We start from the raw sequence: 16,925 nt of genomic DNA, 5'->3' as shown, positions 1-16,925 counted from the left end.
ACCGGACACGAGCCGGATATGCCCTGCCATCGGCGATCGACGTGTCACCGCATTTCATCGACACATCCCCGCTGAGAGGTGGTTCGCTTTCTATGTCTGCACCCACTGTGGAAATCGCTTCCACAAAAGGCCGTCTACCCGCATTGCCATCCCTTACCGGGTTGAGATTCATTGCCGCCTTCGCCGTGTTTCTCATGCATTCGGTATTGTTCGTACAGCTTTCTCCGTTTACCGGCTCCGACGGCTGGCTGAAGTTGTTCGACGTCTTCCCGATGCAACTCGGGGCAACCGGGGTGGCATTCTTCTTCATTCTGTCTGGATTTATTATCGACTGGTCCTATGTCAGCGCCAGAGATACAATCCTTGCCTTCCATAGGCGACGAGTATTCAAAATCTTTCCGTCGCACCTGATCACCGCTCTCGTTGTCGCGGTGCTGCTCGGCTTTCCGCTGGCTAAACTGGCAGGTCAGTTCCCGAACTTCCTGCTCATCCAGACCTGGACATCGGACTGGCTCTCCAGTAAGGAGTTGAACAGCCCGTCTTGGAGCCTTTGCTCCGAGATTCTGTTCTATTTCTTGTTCCCGTTCCTGGTTCCACTTGTCAACCGCATTCGTGGACGCGCGATCTGGTGGGCCATCGGAATTCTTACCGGAATCCTGATGGCAATACATCTGGTCATCCATCTCGCGTTCCCGGCCTTCGACATGTCGGGCATGCTGTCGATGTATCCGCCTATGGAGAAATCTCCGGATATTACATGGTCGGGTTACGATTATTCGGCGGCAATGCCCGCTACGTCCGGTATGCCCGGCATGCCCGAATCCGGCGCGTCCTCAGGAGCAATGGTCATGCCGACCAGCTCGTGGCTCTCCTACCAATTCCCGGCAACCAGGCTGTTGGAATTCTTTATCGGCGTCCTGTTCTGCCGCCTGGTGAAATCAGGCATGTGGCGCAATACCAACCTGGCCTGGCCGGTAGCCGTCTGCGCCGGGGCTTACGCGCTGACCTATTACGTACCGCCCGCGTTCCAGACATCCATGGTCATGATGCTCCCCATCGCGGCGCTCATCGCGACCTATGCGGTCCGCGACCTCAACGGCCACAAGGGAATCTACAGCAGCAGGCTCGGAGTATGGCTTGGCGACGTATCGTTCGCGTTCTACATGGTCGGGTACCCCGTGCAGCTGTTCTTACAGCGCAATGTCGTCGCCGGGCACAGCTGGGGCTTCCGCGGCTACCTGCTCATCACCGCCTTGACCTTCGTCATTCAGCTTCCACTGGCCGCCGCGCTCTATCACTGGGTGGACAAGCCGATCATGGCCCGGTGGGCTCGCAAGAAGCCGAAGAAGGTCCCACTGTCCGATACTGAAACCGCGGCGGGCGAACTAGCAAAAGACGCCGAATTGGTTTCAGTCGCCGCCATCGCACCCGCACCGACTGAGGAGTCGGCGCAGCCCACAACTTCCCGGCCCGAACCCGTCACCTGACGAACAACGGCAATGACACCATGACCGGCATGGGCCGAATCCGGTTGAAGCAGCGGGTTCGGTCCGTAGCCGGGGGCTGACCCCGGTTGAATTACAGCCGAGCATAACGCAACCGCTATCGTTGGTACTGAACCGTACTTTCGAGCGAGGAGCCGTCATGCCCGAGACCGCACGCATTCGGCGGCCTCGCATGTCCCCGGCTCGCGAGTACGAGTTGCTGAACGCGGCGCTGGATCTGCTGCGTGAGGTCGGGTACGGGACAATGTCGATGGATACCCTTGCGGCGCGGGCACATTGCAGCAAGGCGACGCTGTATCGGATGTGGCCGAACAAGCCACAGCTGATCGTCGCGGCCCTGCGCGCCATGGGACCGACGGACGCGAAGGACATCGATACCGGAAGCCTGCGGGGCGATCTGGTGGCGATGGCCGAACGGTTCGCACCGCAGGCCCAGCAGGATACTGCCCTGGTGGCCGCCCTCAATCACGCGGCACTGACCCATCCCGACTTGGCCGCGACGCTTCGGTCGGCAGTACTCGAGCCCGACACCGCCGATCTCGACCGCTTCATCGACCGAGCAGTCGAACGAGGGGAACTGGCCGCCCGTCCCGTCGCCGCCGCCGAATTGCTGTCCCACCTTTTCTTCGGCGTCTTCGTCACGCGGCCGATTTTCGACGGCTCCTTCGCCGATACCGAATACCTCATCCGGTTCATCGACGGCATCGTGCTACCTGCGCTGCGCTACCCGTCGCCCCACTGATCATCGACCGAACCCCGTTCCCCTCGAACAACTCCTGAGCAGCCTCGTTGAGACGCACGTCCCACTGCATATAGTACGGTTGCGTTTCTCCCGTACGGCTGCCACTCTCGATATAGAACAACTTCGTACTATATGAAAGGCGTGGTCCATGGCCGAGCACACGACGATCGGACTATCGAAGGAGGGCGGCCCTCGCCCCGTCGACGGTCCATCCCGAAGTCCTGGAGTCTCCAAGTGGTGGCTCCTCATCGTCATCGGCATCGCTCAGCTCATGGTGGTGCTCGACGCGACCATCGTGAACATCGCGCTGCCATCGGCGCAGCAGGACCTCGGTTTCTCCGATGGCCAGCGGCAGTGGGTGGTCACCGCGTACGCCCTCGCTTTCGGCAGCCTGCTACTCCTCGGCGGCCGTATTGCCGACCTCTTCGGCCGTAAATCGACGTTTCTCGTCGGTCTGGTCGGCTTCGCCGTTGCCTCCGCGGTAGGCGGCGCGGCACCGAGTTTCGATTTGCTGGTCGCGGCCAGGGCCGGACAAGGTCTGTTCGCGGCGCTGCTCGCCCCGGCGGCATTGTCGCTGCTGACCACGATCTTCAGCGAGGGAAAGGAACGGGCGACCGCATTCACCGTGTACGGCGCGGTGTCGGGTGCGGGCAGCGCCATCGGGCTACTGCTCGGTGGGGTGCTGACCGAGGTACTGACCTGGCGATGGACGCTGTACGTCAATCTGGTCTTCGCGGTCGTGGCGGTAATCGGCGGGATACTGCTGCTGCCGCGGGGACGCCGCGACCGCACCGCACGGCTCGACATCCCCGGCACCGTATTGGTGTCGGCAGGTCTGTTCAGCCTGGTCTACGGCTGCACGAACGCCGAGACCAACGGCTGGAGCGATGTGTCGACCTGGGGTTTGCTGGCGGCCAGCGCAGTCCTCTTATCGGCTTTCGTCTGGTGGCAGACCCGGACCGACCATCCGGTATTGCCGGTGCGGATCCTGACCGACCGCACTCGCGCCGCCTCGCTGGCCGCGATCTTCATCAGCGGTGCGTCGATGTTCGGCATCTTCCTGTACTTCACCTTCTATTTGCAGATAAATCTCGGGTACACGCCGATCCGGACCGGGCTCGCGTTCATGCCGATGGTCGTGGGCCTGATGATTTCCGCCATGGTGGCGAACAACATTCTGATCCCGCGGGTCACCCCGAGGCTCGTTGTGCCACCCGGTATGGCGATCGGCGCTATCGCACTCGTATGGATGACAACCTTCGATACGAGTACCGATTTCCTGACCCATATTCTGCCCGCGCTGTTCGCCGCAGGATTCGGCATGGGCTTGATAATCGCCCCGTCGATGAGCGCCGCGACCCTCGGCGTGGCGGCCGCCGACTCCGGCGCGGCCTCCGCGACAGTGAATGCAGCCCAACAGATCGGCGGCTCGATTGGAACCGCGTTCCTCACCACCATGTCGACCAGTGCTGCCAGCGATTACCTGGCAACGCACGGCCCCGTCGATCCCGGCGTGATCGTGGAATCTCAGCTCACCAGTTATGCGGCCGCGTACTGGTGGTCGGCCGCCATCCTGTCCGTCGGCATCGTCGTCACCGGTCTGATGCACCGCGGCAGCGTCCTCGAACACAGCGATTCGGACACTCCGACCGTCCATATGTAATGCACGGCACGAGCAGCAGAATATTCATGGCAGCCTTACCGGCGGATTCACCTCCGCCGGTAAGCACCACAACAGTTTCGGGAGTGCGAGCGTGACCATACGACATCGAGTCAGCTTCGCAATGCTCGTCGCGGGTGCGATCCTGGTCGGGGCGACACCACCGGCTCTCGCTTCGCCGACCGCAGCCGCGGCTGCCCCGGCACCACCACCGATGGGCTGGAACTCGTGGAACTCCGGAATTCCGATGAACGAGAATACGATCCGGGAAACCGTCGATGCCATGGTCACCTCCGGCATGCGCGATGCGGGCTATCGGTATGTCAACCTCGACGCCGGATGGGCTGCGCCCGAGCGTGACTCGCGCGGCAACCTGCAAGCTGATCCGAGCAAGTTCCCGCACGGCATGGCGGCGCTCGCCGACTACATCCACGAGCGCGGCATGCTCCTCGGCTTGTACTCCAGTCCCTACAACCAAACGTGCGGGCAGACGGTCGGCACCGCGGGACTCGGCCACGAGGCCGAAGACGCACGTCAATACGCCGAATGGGGCGTGGACTACCTCAAATACGACTGGTGCCGCGCCGACGCCGACCACGACGAACAGGTGCGGGTGTTCACCGCGATGCGTGACGCCTTGCGCGCCACCGGCCGCACGATCGTCTACAGCATCAACCCCAACAGCTCCGATGACGCCGACGCAGGCACCACCTACGACTGGACACAGATCGCCGATCTGACCCGGTGCGCCGGCGACTTGATCCCACTGTGGCGCAACGATTTACCACCGACGAAGATCGGCGACTTCGATACCCGCGGATTCGTCGGCATCATCGATCAACTCGCCGCCGTGACGACCACTGCCGTCGGCGGCCGGATCGGGCGTGATCCGGACATGCTCGTCGTCGGGATCACCATGCCCGAATTCTTGGGCGCCCATCTCGACGGCATGCCCGCCATGGCCGCGAAACAGGGCACGCTGTCGGCCGAGGACGCCGAACGCCTAGCCAGCACGTTCCGCGTCTCCCCGCAGGTACTCGACATGCTCCGCAGGCAGGACAGCCTGACCGTCGCCGAGCAACGAGCACACTTCTCGCTGTGGGCCATGCTCGGCGCACCGCTGCTCGCGGGCAACGACGTGCGGACAATGTCTGCCGAAACCCGTGACATCCTCACCAACCGCGGGGTCATCGCCATCCACCAGGACCCTTTGGTCGCATCGGGCACCGCTCTGCCCGATGACCATCGCATCATCGTGAAACCACTCGCCGACGGCTCCGTCGCGGTGGTGCTGTTCAACGACAGCGACCGTCGCGCGACCATCGAAACCACTACCGAGGCAACGGGACTCGGCACATCCGAGAGATACCAGGTCCAGGATCTGTGGGCACACACGACCACGACGACAACAGGGCGCATCACGGCCGACGACATACCGCCACACGGGGTCGCCTTCGTGCGGGTGGTATCCCCCTGAAAACAACGTGAGGCGCTATACCCGGGATCCGCAGTCCGCCGAGATCGGCCAGAACATCTGGTACTTCGCCGTCGGCGACTTCCGGATCGGAAGAGATGCGCGTCGGCAGTGGCGGCAGCTTCAACGACACCTACCGCCCCGGTAGCCTCGGCCCCGACGGCACCTTCTCGCCGTCGGTGTAGTGGCCCTGGCAGACAGGGCCATGAGCAGGAACCAGGCCCAGATGAACCGCTGCCCCAGCACCAGGCCCGCCTGCGCCGCGCCGACACATGTGCGCCGAGGTACTACGAGCCGGACCGATGCGGTGTGGTGAGGTCGTACAGCGTGACGCCCGCGATGTCGACGGCGGTGTAGTTGTCTCCCACCCACCGCGCGATCTTCGAGCCCTCGGAATCTGCCCCGGTCCCCGGGCGCCCCATGCCACCCTTGATGAAGTAGTGGATGCTGCCGTGGGACACGTACTCCTGGAATTGGCGCAGCGTCGGCGCTGGGTCACCACCGACGAATCCGCCGATGCACATGACCGGCGCGTCCGAAGCCAGTTGGTAGTCGGCCGCGCTGGAGGAGCCGACTGTCGCGGCGGCCCAGCGGCGGTCCGTCGCGTCCTGTCGCAGCAATGCGATCACCTGGTCCGTCGGCCGAGCCGAACCCGGCCCGCCGCCGAAAAGCTCACTGGGGGGCAAACCATACGGTGGGCCGGCACCCGGTCCATCCGGTGGCGCAGTGCTGCCGCTGGACGCCGGGCCACTGAATCCCGGTGGCGGGCCCGGAAATTGCTGCGGCAGCTCCGGGCCGGCCTTCGGCATAGAGCCGCCGTGCGGAGTTCGCAAGGTTTCGATGGTGTAGGCGGCCGGGCCGGCCAGTGCGACGAAGCCGGTGGCAGTGATCGTCACCAACGCCAGCCTGCGCCGCGCACCGGCAAGCAGCCCCAGGCTCGCGACTACCGCCGCAACCGCCAGGACCCAACGCAACCACGGCACGAAACCTTCTGTGCGCGAGAGCAATAACCACGCGGTAACGCAAGTCAGCAGCACACTCGATACCAACGCCACCCGTACCCACACCCGATCACGAGCCGGCCACGCCGTCGCACCACCAGCACCGATCATTCCGGCAACCGCCGGGGCCAATGACACCGTGTAGTACTCATGGAAGATGCCGTGCATGAAGCTGAACACCAAGCCGGTGACGATGCTCCAGACCGTGAAGAGCACCAGTGCCGCGCGACGGACATTGGTCCGGGCCGCCTTGCCACACAACACCATCGAAGCAACCGACAGCACCAGAGCGGCCGGGATCAGCCAGGCGATCTGACCACCCACCGAGGCAGCGAACAGCCGCCCTATTCCGGGGTGGCCCCAAATGCTGAACCCTGGAGGCAGGCCCGGTATCCCCGCATCAGGACCCGAATTCGATGATCCGAAGGAGCCGAGGCGGTCCAGGCCGTTGTAGCCGAGCGTCAATTCCATGATCGAATTGTGTTGCGATCCACCGAAGTACGGTCGGCTCGCCGCCGGCCACCACAGAGCGATCAGCAGCCACCAGCCGGCACCGGCAACCATCCCGGCACCGGCAGCACACAACCGGAGTATCCGTTTGCCCAGTCCGAGCGGTCCGGCCAGCAGGTAGGTCACCGAAAGCGCCGGCAGCACCAGGAGCACCTGAAGTTGTTTGGCCAGGAACCCGAAGCCGACGCATAGTCCGCACAGCAGCATCCAGCGCCACCGGCCGTCCTCGACGGCGCGCAGCAACGCCCACACGGCGGCGAGCATCAGAAACACCAGCAGCGCATCCGGGTTGTTGAAACGGAACATCAACGCCGCGACCGGAGTACAAGCGAAGACGAGCCCCGCCAGCAGGCCGGCGGCATGACCGCAGTAGCGCCGGACGATCGCACACAACAGCGCGACCGAAACCACTCCCAGCAGGACCTGGGGGAACAGCATGCTCCAGCCGGAGAAGCCGAACAGTCGTGCCGAGAGCTCCATCGGCCACAGTGCGGCAGGTGTTTTGTCGACGGTGATCGAGTTGCTCCAGTCCAAGGAGCCGAAGAAGAACGCCTTCCACGACTTCGATCCGGACTGCACGGCCGCCGCGTAGAAGGTGTTCGACCAGCCGTTCGCACTCAGGTTCCACAGGTAGGTAGCCGTGGTGCCGAACAGCAGCAGAGCGAGGCTTGCACGCTCCCCTCGCGAGTAAGGATGTCCGGCTGTCACGGACCGCATCCCAGGACCGGACGCCTGGTTCGTCACCACCGCTACCACCCGCGCCACCTATTTCGCCGGTTTCGGGGCCAATGACGAGCAGGCCTGGAGGGCCTGCTGCTGAGCCTGCGACAACGGCGGCATCCCCGCCGGGGGCGTCATCGCACCCGAAGGTGGTGCTCCGTCCATGGGTGGCATGTCACCCGATGGCTGGGGCAGTGTCACGCCCTGCTTCTGCAAACAATCCCGGAAAGCCGCCGACGGATCGTTGGAACCGACACTGGTCGAGGCTGCGGCAGGTGTGGAGGTCGTGGACGTACCAGAGGAATCGTCGTCACTGCCGCAGGCGGCGGTGAGTACAGCGGCGACGACGAGGATTGTCCCGATGAACAGTCGATTTGCTACGGCATTACCAGACATTAGGGAGTTCTTTCTGGTCTTCTCACGACGGAACGGGGCCGTACCGCCACGACGCACGCTAGGGCGCACTGATGAGCTGAAGCCAGCTGTCACAAGCACTTCCGGGCGAGACCACAGCCCACTGCCAGCTTCTTGCCAGTTTCGAAACCTCGACCGGTGCGCGGAACGGAAAATCCGCTATATTCCCAGCCAACGTCCAGCTTGCTGCCAGGCTTCCTACGGCGAGCCAGGCGATGATGAGCGGCATGAACCGCACACCCCCGGAGGCGCGCGTCCTGGTTGTCGACGATGAGCAGCTGATACTCAAACTGCTGTCGACCAGCCTGAGGTTTCAGGGCTTCGAGGTAGCCACCGCCACCAGCGGTAGCGAGGGGCTCGACAAGGCCCGCGGTTTCCGGCCCGACGCCTTGATCGTCGACGTCATGATGCCGGGTATGGACGGTTTCGGGCTGTTGCGACGGCTGCGCGCCGACGGTATCGACGCACCGGTACTGTTCCTGACTGCTCGTGACGACGTGGAAGACCGGGTCATGGGATTGACGCTGGGCGCCGATGACTACGTGACGAAACCATTCGCGCTCGAGGAGGTACTGGCGCGGTTACGAGTCATCCTGCGCCGCACCGGCGCCGGATCGGCCACCGGCGAGACCGACGCGGTGCGCTTGCGGGTCGGTGATATCGAACTCGACGACGAGAGCCATCAAGTGTGGAAATCCGCTGAGCCCGTACAGCTCTCGCCGACCGAGTTCACCCTGCTGCGCTATTTCATGCTCAACCCGGGAAAGGTGTTGAGCAAGGCCAAGATCCTCGACCACGTGTGGCAGTACGACTTCGGCGGCGATGGCGGCGTGGTGGAGTCGTACGTGTCGTATCTGCGCCGCAAGGTCGATACCACCGAACCCAAGATGCTGCACACACTGCGCGGCGTCGGATACGTACTGCGCTCACCCGATGCGAACCGGCCGTGAGCGTGCGCCAGGCGATCACTCGCCGGCTGGCCGCGATTCCGCTGCGGATCGGGCTGGTGCTGGCCATGGTGGCGCTGGCCACGGTCGTGCTGGTGGCATCCGGATTCGCCGTGACCTCGGCACTGACGCGGACACTGACGGCACGCACCGACGAACAGCTGTACGAAGCAGCAGGCAGCTGGGCCAGCCCACGTCCGATGAAGCAGGTCACCGGGCCCGACGGCCGAACCATTTGGGTGCCCGAGGATCTGCCCGTACCGCCGCCGTCGTTCGTCTCGATTGCCGAGCAGCCGCGCCAGTTCTTCGAGCTGCGTCGCGGCACCGACGGCACGGTGTACAATGTGCCGAACTCACCGTGGACGGGGTCGGCCGAAGCACGAGAAGCGCCGGATCTGTCCGGCATCGATGCAGCCCACCCAGTCACCGTCGATTCCACCGGTGGCGCCGCGACTCGATGGCGCGTGCTGACCGTGACCAACCAGTACGGATCGACCACGATCGCACTGCCGCTGACCGACAACCAGGCAACTGTCTCGCGGCTGGTCGCTTTCGAACTCGGCACCGGCACGGTGGCGTTGTTGCTGCTGGCCGTCGGCGGCTATGTGGTGGTGCGGCGCAGCCTGCGCCGACTGCGCCAGGTAGAGGTGACCGCCGCCGCCATCGCTGCGGGAGACCTGAGCCGACGGGTGCCGGTACGCGAGGTGGACACCGAGGTCGACCACCTCGCCCAATCACTCAACGCGATGCTGACCCAAATCCAAAGCGGTGTCGCGGTGACCGAGGCGTCGGAGGAGGCGGCGCGGCGCTCGGAAACGCGCATGCGCCAATTCATCGCCGACGCCAGCCACGAGTTGCGTACACCGCTCACCACCATCCGCGGTTTCGCCGAACTCTGCCGCCAGCACGCGGATCCGCAATCGACGGAGCTATTGGCCCTGATCGAATCCGAGGCCGAGCGGATGGCTCTGCTGGTCGAGGACCTGCTGTTGCTGGCCCGGCTCGACGCGCAACGCCCGCTTACCCGCGCACCTGTCGACCTGCTCATGCTGACCAGCGAGGCGGTGCACGCGGCACAAGCCCGCGCGGCACGTCGAGAAGGGCCGCCTCGGCGCATCAATCTCGAGATCGAACGCGGCGTCGGTGGGGTCGAGATCGTCGGCGATGCCGCCCGGCTCCGACAGGTGTTGAGCAACCTGCTCGGCAATGCGCTGACACACACCCCGCCCGGGACGCCGATCACCGTCCGGCTTGCTCCGCTCTCCGACAGTGTCCGCATCGACGTCATCGACCAGGGCCCCGGAATGTCGAAACAGGACGCAATGCGAGTGTTCGAGCGATTCTACCGCACCGATGCCTCCAGAACCCGCGCGAGTGGTGGTGCGGGCCTTGGACTTTCGATCGTGCAGGCATTGGTGGCCGCGCACGGCGGCCGGGTACAGGTGCACAGCGAACCAGGCGCCGGAGCCACCTTCTCGGTGACACTGCCGCGAACAGCTTCCGCCGCGTCTCCCGTCGGCTGACGGGCCCAAATACATGCCAGGACAATGTCTTTCGTCAACGTCATAATTTTCGGTTGCGCGAGCCTAATACTCGGCGCCGCATTGATCGCCATGGCGCTGAGCATCCAATCGGCGCTCAGCCTCATCGCCGCTGCGGTGATCGCCGGTCTCGGGCAGGACACGAGTTTCAGCAGGGAACTGGGCGCGGTCGTGGAGGCAGCTTCACCATCCCGACGTGCGAGATTGCCTCCGCCTATTTCGTGGCATATTTCGCGATCTCCGTTCCGGTCCTGGGCATGAGGTTCGCCTTCATTCGGGTGGAGGCCGACCGCCCGGCCTGATCCAAAACTGCCGCAGCAAAAGATGTCGGCACCGGCGGCAACGATGTCGCCGGATACCGGGAGATGTGAGAAGTCCGCTGGCATTCGCAGCACCTCCCGATTCGCTCATCCACGCCCAACCCTGGCGGCCCCGGTGAACGCTCGGGCTCCGGATTCAGTCCGCAGCAGCTTGCGACACTTCGGCGTTCACAGTGCGGGCCTCCTCTTCCGCATGCAACCGACGCTCGAGTTCGGTGCCTTCGATATCGAGGTCGGGGACGATCCGGCCGAACCAACGCGGGTGGTACCACATCCGGTCGCCGATCAAGGCCATCACGGCGGGCACCAGGGTCAGGCGCACGACGAACGCGTCGAGCAGCACGCCGACTGCCAGGGTGAACGCGAGCGGTTTGGTGACCGGGTTGTCCACCGTGATGAACGCGACGAACACACCGAACATGATCAGCGCCGCCGCGGTCACCACCCGTGCCGAATGCGCGACACCGCTCTGCACCGACGCGATAGCCTCCGACGTGCGGCTGTACTCCTCTTTGATCCGCGACACCACGAAGATCTGGTAGTCGCTGGAGAGCCCGAAGATGATCGCCAGGATGATGATCGGCAGAAAGCTCAGCGTCTGCCCCTTGGTCACACCGAGCAGACTTGCGCCCCAGCCCCATTGGAAGACCGCGACCTGGATGCCGAGTGCGGCGAAGACCGACAGGATGAAGCCGACGATCGAGGACAGGGGTACCAGCACGGTGCGGAACGCGATCGTCAGCAATATCAATGCCAGGCCGACGACGACCGCGAGGAAGATCGGCAGTGCGTCGGCCAGTCGACTGGAGGTATCGATATTGGCCGCGGTGGTCCCGCCGACCAGGAAACTCACCCCCGTGCCCGCCTCGATATCCGCTCGATCGTCACGCAGTCGGGTCACCAGATCCGCGGTGGCGGTGTCGTCGGGACCGGTCTTGGGCACCACCTGGAGCAGCAGCAGACCGTCTCCGGTACCCGCGGGCTGGACGGCAGCGACATTCGGCTCCTGCTGGAACCGCGCCATCAACGCTTGGCCCGCATCGGGACTCGTCGCCCGCGACATATCGGCCGCCACCACCAGTGGACCGTTGAAACCGGGTCCGAACGAATGGTCGATGATGTTGTAGGCCTTGTGCGCGGTACTGGACGCGGGCTGGGACGCACCGCCGGGCAGTCCGAGATGGATCCGCGTGACGGGAACCGCCAAGGCGACGAGTACCGCGACTCCCACGATCACCAGCGGCACGCGGAAGCGGGTGACGAACCTGCCCCACGCATGGCCCATGGTGCGCTCGGGCTCATAGGCGGCGATGCGTGCGACCTCTTCGGGCCGGTCGGGATGCAACGGCGGCGAGATGAACTTGGCGACCGATCCACCGGCCAGGCTCAGCAGCGCGGGCAGCAAGGTGAGCGCGACGAGCATGGCGGCTAGTACCGCACCCGCCGCGGTCAATCCCATGACGGTCAGGAAGGATATCCCCGCGACCGACAACCCGCACAAGGCGATGATCACCGTTACCGCGGCGAACACGACCGAGCTGCCCGCCGTGCCGACTGCCAATGGAATCGACTCCGCCACAGGCATTCCCAGCACGATATTGTGCCGGTGCCGCGACAGGATGAACAGCGCGTAGTCGATTCCGCAGGACAGCCCCAGCATCAGGGCCAGCGACATCGCCGCGGCCGGGACATCGACGAAGGCGGCGGTACCGAGGATGCCGGTGACACCGATTCCGACACCGATCAGCGCGGTCACGACCGGCAGGCCCGCCGCGACGACGGCGCCGAAGGTGATCATCAGGATCAGGAAGGCCACGATGATGCCGATGATCTCCGGAGTCTCGGGCATTTCTGTCGTGAATCCCGGATACACCCCGCCGGAGAACTCGACCTGCAACCCCGCATCCCGAGCCGACTCCGCGATCGTTTCCGCCGCGTCGAGTGTCTCCTCATCGACCTTGCCCGCCGCCTCGGAGAACTGCACGCTGCCCAGTGCGACCCGCTGATCCGGCGAGACCGTTTTGGTCTCCAACGGGTCCACAACCGCAGCGACTTGGGGCAGCTCCTTGAAAGCGGCCATGGTGCGCGTGATCTCGGCGCTCGGCTGCGCATCGGTCACCTTCGCCATGCCCGGCGTCGCGAAGGTGACCTGCATCTGCGCGCCGCTGAAGGTCGGCATCCGCTCCTGCAGCAATGCCACAGCATCCTGCGATTCCGTGCCGGGAACGGTGAAGTCGTCGGTGGTCTTACCGCCGGTTCCGACAGCGAATCCGATGCCGCAGACCAGCAGAAGCACCCACAAAATCAGTACCCACCAGCGGCGACGCACCACCAGCCTGCCGAGCGCGAAGAGGTAACGAGACATCGAACCCTCGATTCCAGATTGGGGTCAAACCGACACGACAACGAAGCGTGTGGACCAGCAGAGCCACAGCAACAGCAAGAGTGACGAAATAATCAACTACGATGCAACAGTCAGGCAACGTCACTTCACCGGAGCGCGAACGCCCACCATAACGCCACCCATCGGCTCCATTGATGATTTCGGCAACACCGGGGCCGATACCGCTTGACGGCCCATACTAATAACGGACACACTGTAACCATTATGACTGGACGACGAGTAATAGCCGACGACTACATCGACCCGGATTCGCTCTTCACCACCGTCGATGACCTGAGCATTCACTACAAGCGAGCAGGCGCCGGCGCGACGGTGCTACTGCTACACGGCAGCGGATCGTCGCTGCACAGCTTCGATCGGGTAGCGGCATCCTTATCGTCGTCCTTCGACGTGATCCGGCCGGATCTGCCCGGCTTCGGCCTGACCGGCCCGCGTGGCGACCGCGACTACCGGGTGCAGACCTTCGCCAAGACAGTCGCGGCCTTCCTGGATTCACTCGGAGTCGCATCGACCGCCGTGGTCGGCAACTCGCTCGGCGGCAATGTCGCATGGAACTTCGCACTCGACTTCCCAGAACGGGTAGACCGATTGATATTGATCAACGCGACCGGCTACCCCGGCAAGTCATTACCACTGGCACTGCGCCTGGCCCGCAACCCGATCGGACGACAGTTGCTGCGGCGCTTGAATTCCCGTTCGGCAACCGAGCGCAACCTGCGCGGGCTGGTCGGCCGATCAGCGGTCGTCGACGAGGCGATGGTCGACCGGGTGCACGCGATGGTGGCACGCCCAGGTAACCGGGACGCGTTCATCGACTTCGCCAATATCGATCAACTCGACCGCACCGCCGAACTGGCGAAGATCACCGCCCCGACGCTGGTCCTGCGCAGCGCCGCCATCGATGGTCAGTACTTCGCTCGCGACATCCCCGGCAGCAGCGTACGCACGCACGCCGAGGGCGGCCATCTACTGCCCGACGAAGACCCGGACTGGGTCGCGGCCGCCATCGCGAAATTCCTGACCGACCAGACGGCATCACCCACAGAGGACCAACGGTGAAATATTTCATCACTCGCGACGAGTCCCGCCGCTTGAACCAGGCGACCCGCACCCAGTTACGGGGTGAATTCCTGCAATGCCGCGACGGCATCACCCATTACGAGTTGACCGGCCCCGCCGACGGTGAACTCGTCGTACTCGCGGGCGGTCTCACGATCCCTCTATCCTACTGGGACGGATTCGTCCCCGAACTGCACCGTGCCGGATTCCGCACCCTCACCTACAGCAGCTATGGGCGCGGCTATTCGGATCGAGTGCAGACCACCTACGGCGAGCCGCTGTTCCTGCGGCAGATCGCCGATCTCATCGATTTGCTCGGTCAGTCCGAGCCCTACCACCTCGTCGGAACCTCGATGGGCGCACTGGTGATGATGGCCTTCGCCGCACAGCACACCGACCGCGTCCTGACGCTCACGATGGCAGGACCGGCCGGACTCCAGTCCGCGCCCGCCGCCGCGAAAGTGCTGCGCAACGATGTGATCGGAAGTGTGCTGGCCAAACGTTTCGGCGGCCGAATGCTCGACCGGCACCTATCCCATAACGTCCGCGATCCACAGCAGTCGGCGAAGCTCACCGCGATGGTGCGCGAGTGCTTCGAATTCGAGGGCTCCATCTACGCCTTGTCCGCCACCGTCGCCGACTTCCCGTTGGCAGCTCGCCAGGACCTTTACCAGCGCACCGGACAACTGCCGGTGCCGAAAATGCTGCTGTGGGGCGACGAGGATCAGGTAACGCCGATCACCAACTTCGACGAGGTCTGCGCCCTGTTGGCGCCGGACGAGACCCACGTCTTCGCACAGTGCGGCCACATGGTCCCTTACGAGGAGCCTGCTCAGATGGGCGAGCGTTTCGTCGCATTCGTCGAGCGTGCCAAGAAGGGACTGCCGCAGTGAACACGAACACTGATTCGATCGACGCCCTCGTCATCGGCGGTGGGCCGACCGGCACCACGCTTGCCATCGATCTGACCCGGCGTGGACTTGCCGTGCGGATCGTCGACAAGGCACCACACTCCTTCGAGGGCTCCCGGGCGAAAGGAGTTCAGCCGCGCAGCTTGGAGGTGCTCGAGGATTTGGGCGTGCTCGACGATATTCTGCGAGGCGGCTCGACCTATCCCCCGCTCGGCATTCACCTGGGACCCGTGAACGTCAAGTGGCACATGCAATCCCGTCACGAGGTAACAGCCGATGTGCCCTATCCCAATCCCTGGCTGATACCGCAGTTCCGAACCGACGCGGCCTTGCGCGCCCGGCTGCACCGGTTGGGCGTATCCGTCGAAACAACTACCGAACTGGTCGGATTCGAGCAGCATCCGGATGCGGTGACGGCGACGGTATCCGGCCCCGATGGTGTCAGCAAGATCAGTGCCAGATACCTCGTCGGGGCGGACGGCGGCGCGAGTACGGTCCGCAAGGTGCTCGGCATCGGATTCGCGGGCAATACCGACGAGTCGGACCGGATGATCATCGTCGACGCCTACACGGAGGGGCTGACCGGTAATCGTTGGCATCTGTGGCCGCGGCCAAGTGGCCGCTTCATCGGCGCCTGCCCGCTGCCGCATTCGGAGATGTTCCAGTGGATGATCCGGCTCGGACCGGACGAGGAGCCCGCACTCGACGAGGACAGCCTGAACGCGCGTATTCGCGCCCACACCGGCGATAAGCGCATCCGACTGTCCCGGATCGGGTGGAAGACGGTGTTCCGGCCCAACATTCGCTTGGCCGAGCGCTACCGCTCCGGGCGGGTATTCCTGGCGGGCGACGCCGCGCACGTGCACACCCCCGCGGGTGCGCAGGGGCTCAACACCGGTCTACAGGACGCGTACAACCTAGGCTGGAAGCTCGGGCAGGTCCTCGCCGGTGCTCCCGACACCCTGCTCGACAGCTACGAGGCCGAGCGACGACCGATCGCCGCTCGGGTATTGGGGCTTTCCACCAAGAAGTATGACGGCCTGGCCAAACTCGATCCCTCATCGATCAAACGCGGCGATGACGAACGGCAACTGGGGCTGAACTACCGCGACGGACCGCTGACACCGGGCGCGACGGGAAAAACAGCCACGCTCGTGGTCGGCGATCGTGCGCCGGACGCGAAATTGCTGAACGCGGCGGGGGGACCGCAGCGACTTTTCGACGCGCTCGCGGGACCACATTTCACCGCGATCGCGTACCGACGCGAGGCCGCCGCCGATCTGGCCGCACTGTCGTGGCCACCGTTCGGCGCCAGGCTGAAGCGCATCGTCGTAGACAGCGGCGAACAGGTCGCTGCCGACCTAGCGCTCGCGGACGGGGCCGGATCATTCGCGGCTACCTACGGTCTGACCGGCCCGACGCTGCTGCTCATCCGACCCGACGGCTATATCGGGGCCATTGCGACCACGGATCGGACATCCGTACAATCGCAGGCCGCCGGATTGATTCCGGCCGCCGATCGCGTCGTCCCGGCGCATAAGGCGAACAGCAAGGCGCCCACCGGACGGCGCCGGCAAGTCTGACGATCGGCGCGCCGCTGCGACGAACCGAAGCATCCGGCACCATCTCGCGATAATCGATCCGGCATCGCCCGGACTGGGGCCGCCCGGAGGGCTTCGTTCCTCCGGGCGCGCGAGGTGTATCGAGCCGCAGGAGT

The 16,925-nt window shown here is 64.5% G+C and carries 11 protein-coding genes; 9 read left to right on the top strand and 2 right to left on the bottom strand.

Translation table 11 applies throughout. From position 1 onward, the window contains the following. The first annotated feature begins 92 nt into the window (after positions 1-92). The 4 genes from ACZ60G_RS37065 (at position 93) to ACZ60G_RS37050 (ending at position 5,384) form a co-directional block, all read left to right on the top strand. Positions 93-1,487: an acyltransferase family protein gene (locus tag ACZ60G_RS37065; RefSeq protein ID WP_465816330.1), complete on the top strand. Its 1,395-nt coding sequence runs from the start codon at positions 93-95 to the stop codon at positions 1,485-1,487. Between the two features lie 157 nt (positions 1,488-1,644). Next, positions 1,645-2,247 carry a TetR/AcrR family transcriptional regulator gene (locus ACZ60G_RS37060; RefSeq protein ID WP_465816328.1) on the top strand — a complete coding sequence of 201 codons (603 nt, stop codon included), beginning with the start codon at positions 1,645-1,647 and terminating at the stop codon, positions 2,245-2,247. A 148-nt stretch (positions 2,248-2,395) separates the two neighbouring features. Next, complete coding sequence (locus ACZ60G_RS37055; protein WP_465816326.1) at positions 2,396-3,910, top strand: MFS transporter; 1,515 nt, start codon at positions 2,396-2,398, stop codon at positions 3,908-3,910. Positions 3,911-4,001: 91 nt separating this feature from the next. Further along, entirely contained in the window at positions 4,002-5,384 is a 1,383-nt protein-coding gene (locus tag ACZ60G_RS37050) for a glycoside hydrolase family 27 protein (RefSeq protein ID WP_465816324.1), read from the top strand. A 284-nt stretch (positions 5,385-5,668) separates the two neighbouring features. On the opposite strand, the gene ACZ60G_RS37045 is transcribed toward ACZ60G_RS37050, so the two are convergent. Further along, positions 5,669-7,609, bottom strand: coding sequence for a glycosyltransferase family 39 protein (locus ACZ60G_RS37045; protein ID WP_465816322.1), 1,941 nt, complete (start codon positions 7,607-7,609; stop codon positions 5,669-5,671). A gap of 644 nt (positions 7,610-8,253) precedes the next feature. Between ACZ60G_RS37045 and ACZ60G_RS37040 the strand changes: the two genes are divergently transcribed. Next, positions 8,254-8,976, top strand: a complete 723-nt coding sequence (locus ACZ60G_RS37040; RefSeq protein WP_465816320.1) for a response regulator transcription factor — start codon at positions 8,254-8,256, stop codon at positions 8,974-8,976. Between the two features lie 65 nt (positions 8,977-9,041). Then, entirely contained in the window at positions 9,042-10,496 is a 1,455-nt protein-coding gene (locus tag ACZ60G_RS37035) for a sensor histidine kinase (protein ID WP_465816401.1), read from the top strand. Positions 10,497-10,970: 474 nt separating this feature from the next. Here ACZ60G_RS37035 and ACZ60G_RS37030 read toward each other — a convergent pair whose 3' ends face one another. After that, positions 10,971-13,199 (bottom strand): MMPL family transporter, encoded by a 2,229-nt coding sequence (locus ACZ60G_RS37030; RefSeq protein WP_465816319.1) that lies wholly within the window; start codon positions 13,197-13,199, stop codon positions 10,971-10,973. A 243-nt stretch (positions 13,200-13,442) separates the two neighbouring features. Here ACZ60G_RS37030 and ACZ60G_RS37025 point away from each other — a divergent pair, with 243 nt between their 5' ends. From ACZ60G_RS37025 to ACZ60G_RS37015, 3 genes are read left to right on the top strand one after another with little or no spacing between them, the layout of a single operon-like run. Next, positions 13,443-14,297 carry an alpha/beta fold hydrolase gene (locus tag ACZ60G_RS37025; RefSeq protein WP_465816317.1) on the top strand — a complete coding sequence of 285 codons (855 nt, stop codon included), beginning with the start codon at positions 13,443-13,445 and terminating at the stop codon, positions 14,295-14,297. Next, the gene (locus ACZ60G_RS37020; protein WP_465816315.1) at positions 14,294-15,190 is read left to right on the top strand and encodes an alpha/beta fold hydrolase; all 897 of its coding nucleotides are present in this window, start codon (positions 14,294-14,296) and stop codon (positions 15,188-15,190) included. Before ACZ60G_RS37025 ends, ACZ60G_RS37020 begins: the two co-directional genes overlap by 4 nt. Continuing rightward, positions 15,187-16,791, top strand: a complete 1,605-nt coding sequence (locus ACZ60G_RS37015) for an FAD-dependent oxidoreductase (RefSeq protein ID WP_465816314.1) — start codon at positions 15,187-15,189, stop codon at positions 16,789-16,791. The genes ACZ60G_RS37020 and ACZ60G_RS37015 overlap by 4 nt, the downstream gene beginning before the upstream one ends. Positions 16,792-16,925 lie beyond the last annotated feature (134 nt).

Source organism: Nocardia sp. NPDC102475 (assembly GCF_055584605.1).
This window is presented reverse-complemented; position numbering and strand designations above follow the sequence as displayed.

Bases quoted from the DNA above. Each gene is read 5' to 3' on its own strand.
- ACZ60G_RS37065 (WP_465816330.1), top strand. From the start codon at position 93: ATGTCTGCACCCACTGTGGAAATCGCTTCCACAAAAGGCCGTCTACCC.
- ACZ60G_RS37060 (WP_465816328.1), top strand. From the start codon at position 1,645: ATGCCCGAGACCGCACGCATTCGGCGGCCTCGCATGTCCCCGGCTCGC.
- ACZ60G_RS37055 (WP_465816326.1), top strand. From the start codon at position 2,396: ATGGCCGAGCACACGACGATCGGACTATCGAAGGAGGGCGGCCCTCGC.
- ACZ60G_RS37045 (WP_465816322.1), bottom strand. From the start codon at position 7,609: ATGCGGTCCGTGACAGCCGGACATCCTTACTCGCGAGGGGAGCGTGCA.
- ACZ60G_RS37040 (WP_465816320.1), top strand. From the start codon at position 8,254: ATGAACCGCACACCCCCGGAGGCGCGCGTCCTGGTTGTCGACGATGAG.
- ACZ60G_RS37035 (WP_465816401.1), top strand. From the start codon at position 9,042: ATGGTGGCGCTGGCCACGGTCGTGCTGGTGGCATCCGGATTCGCCGTG.
- ACZ60G_RS37030 (WP_465816319.1), bottom strand. From the start codon at position 13,199: ATGTCTCGTTACCTCTTCGCGCTCGGCAGGCTGGTGGTGCGTCGCCGC.
- ACZ60G_RS37025 (WP_465816317.1), top strand. From the start codon at position 13,443: ATGACTGGACGACGAGTAATAGCCGACGACTACATCGACCCGGATTCG.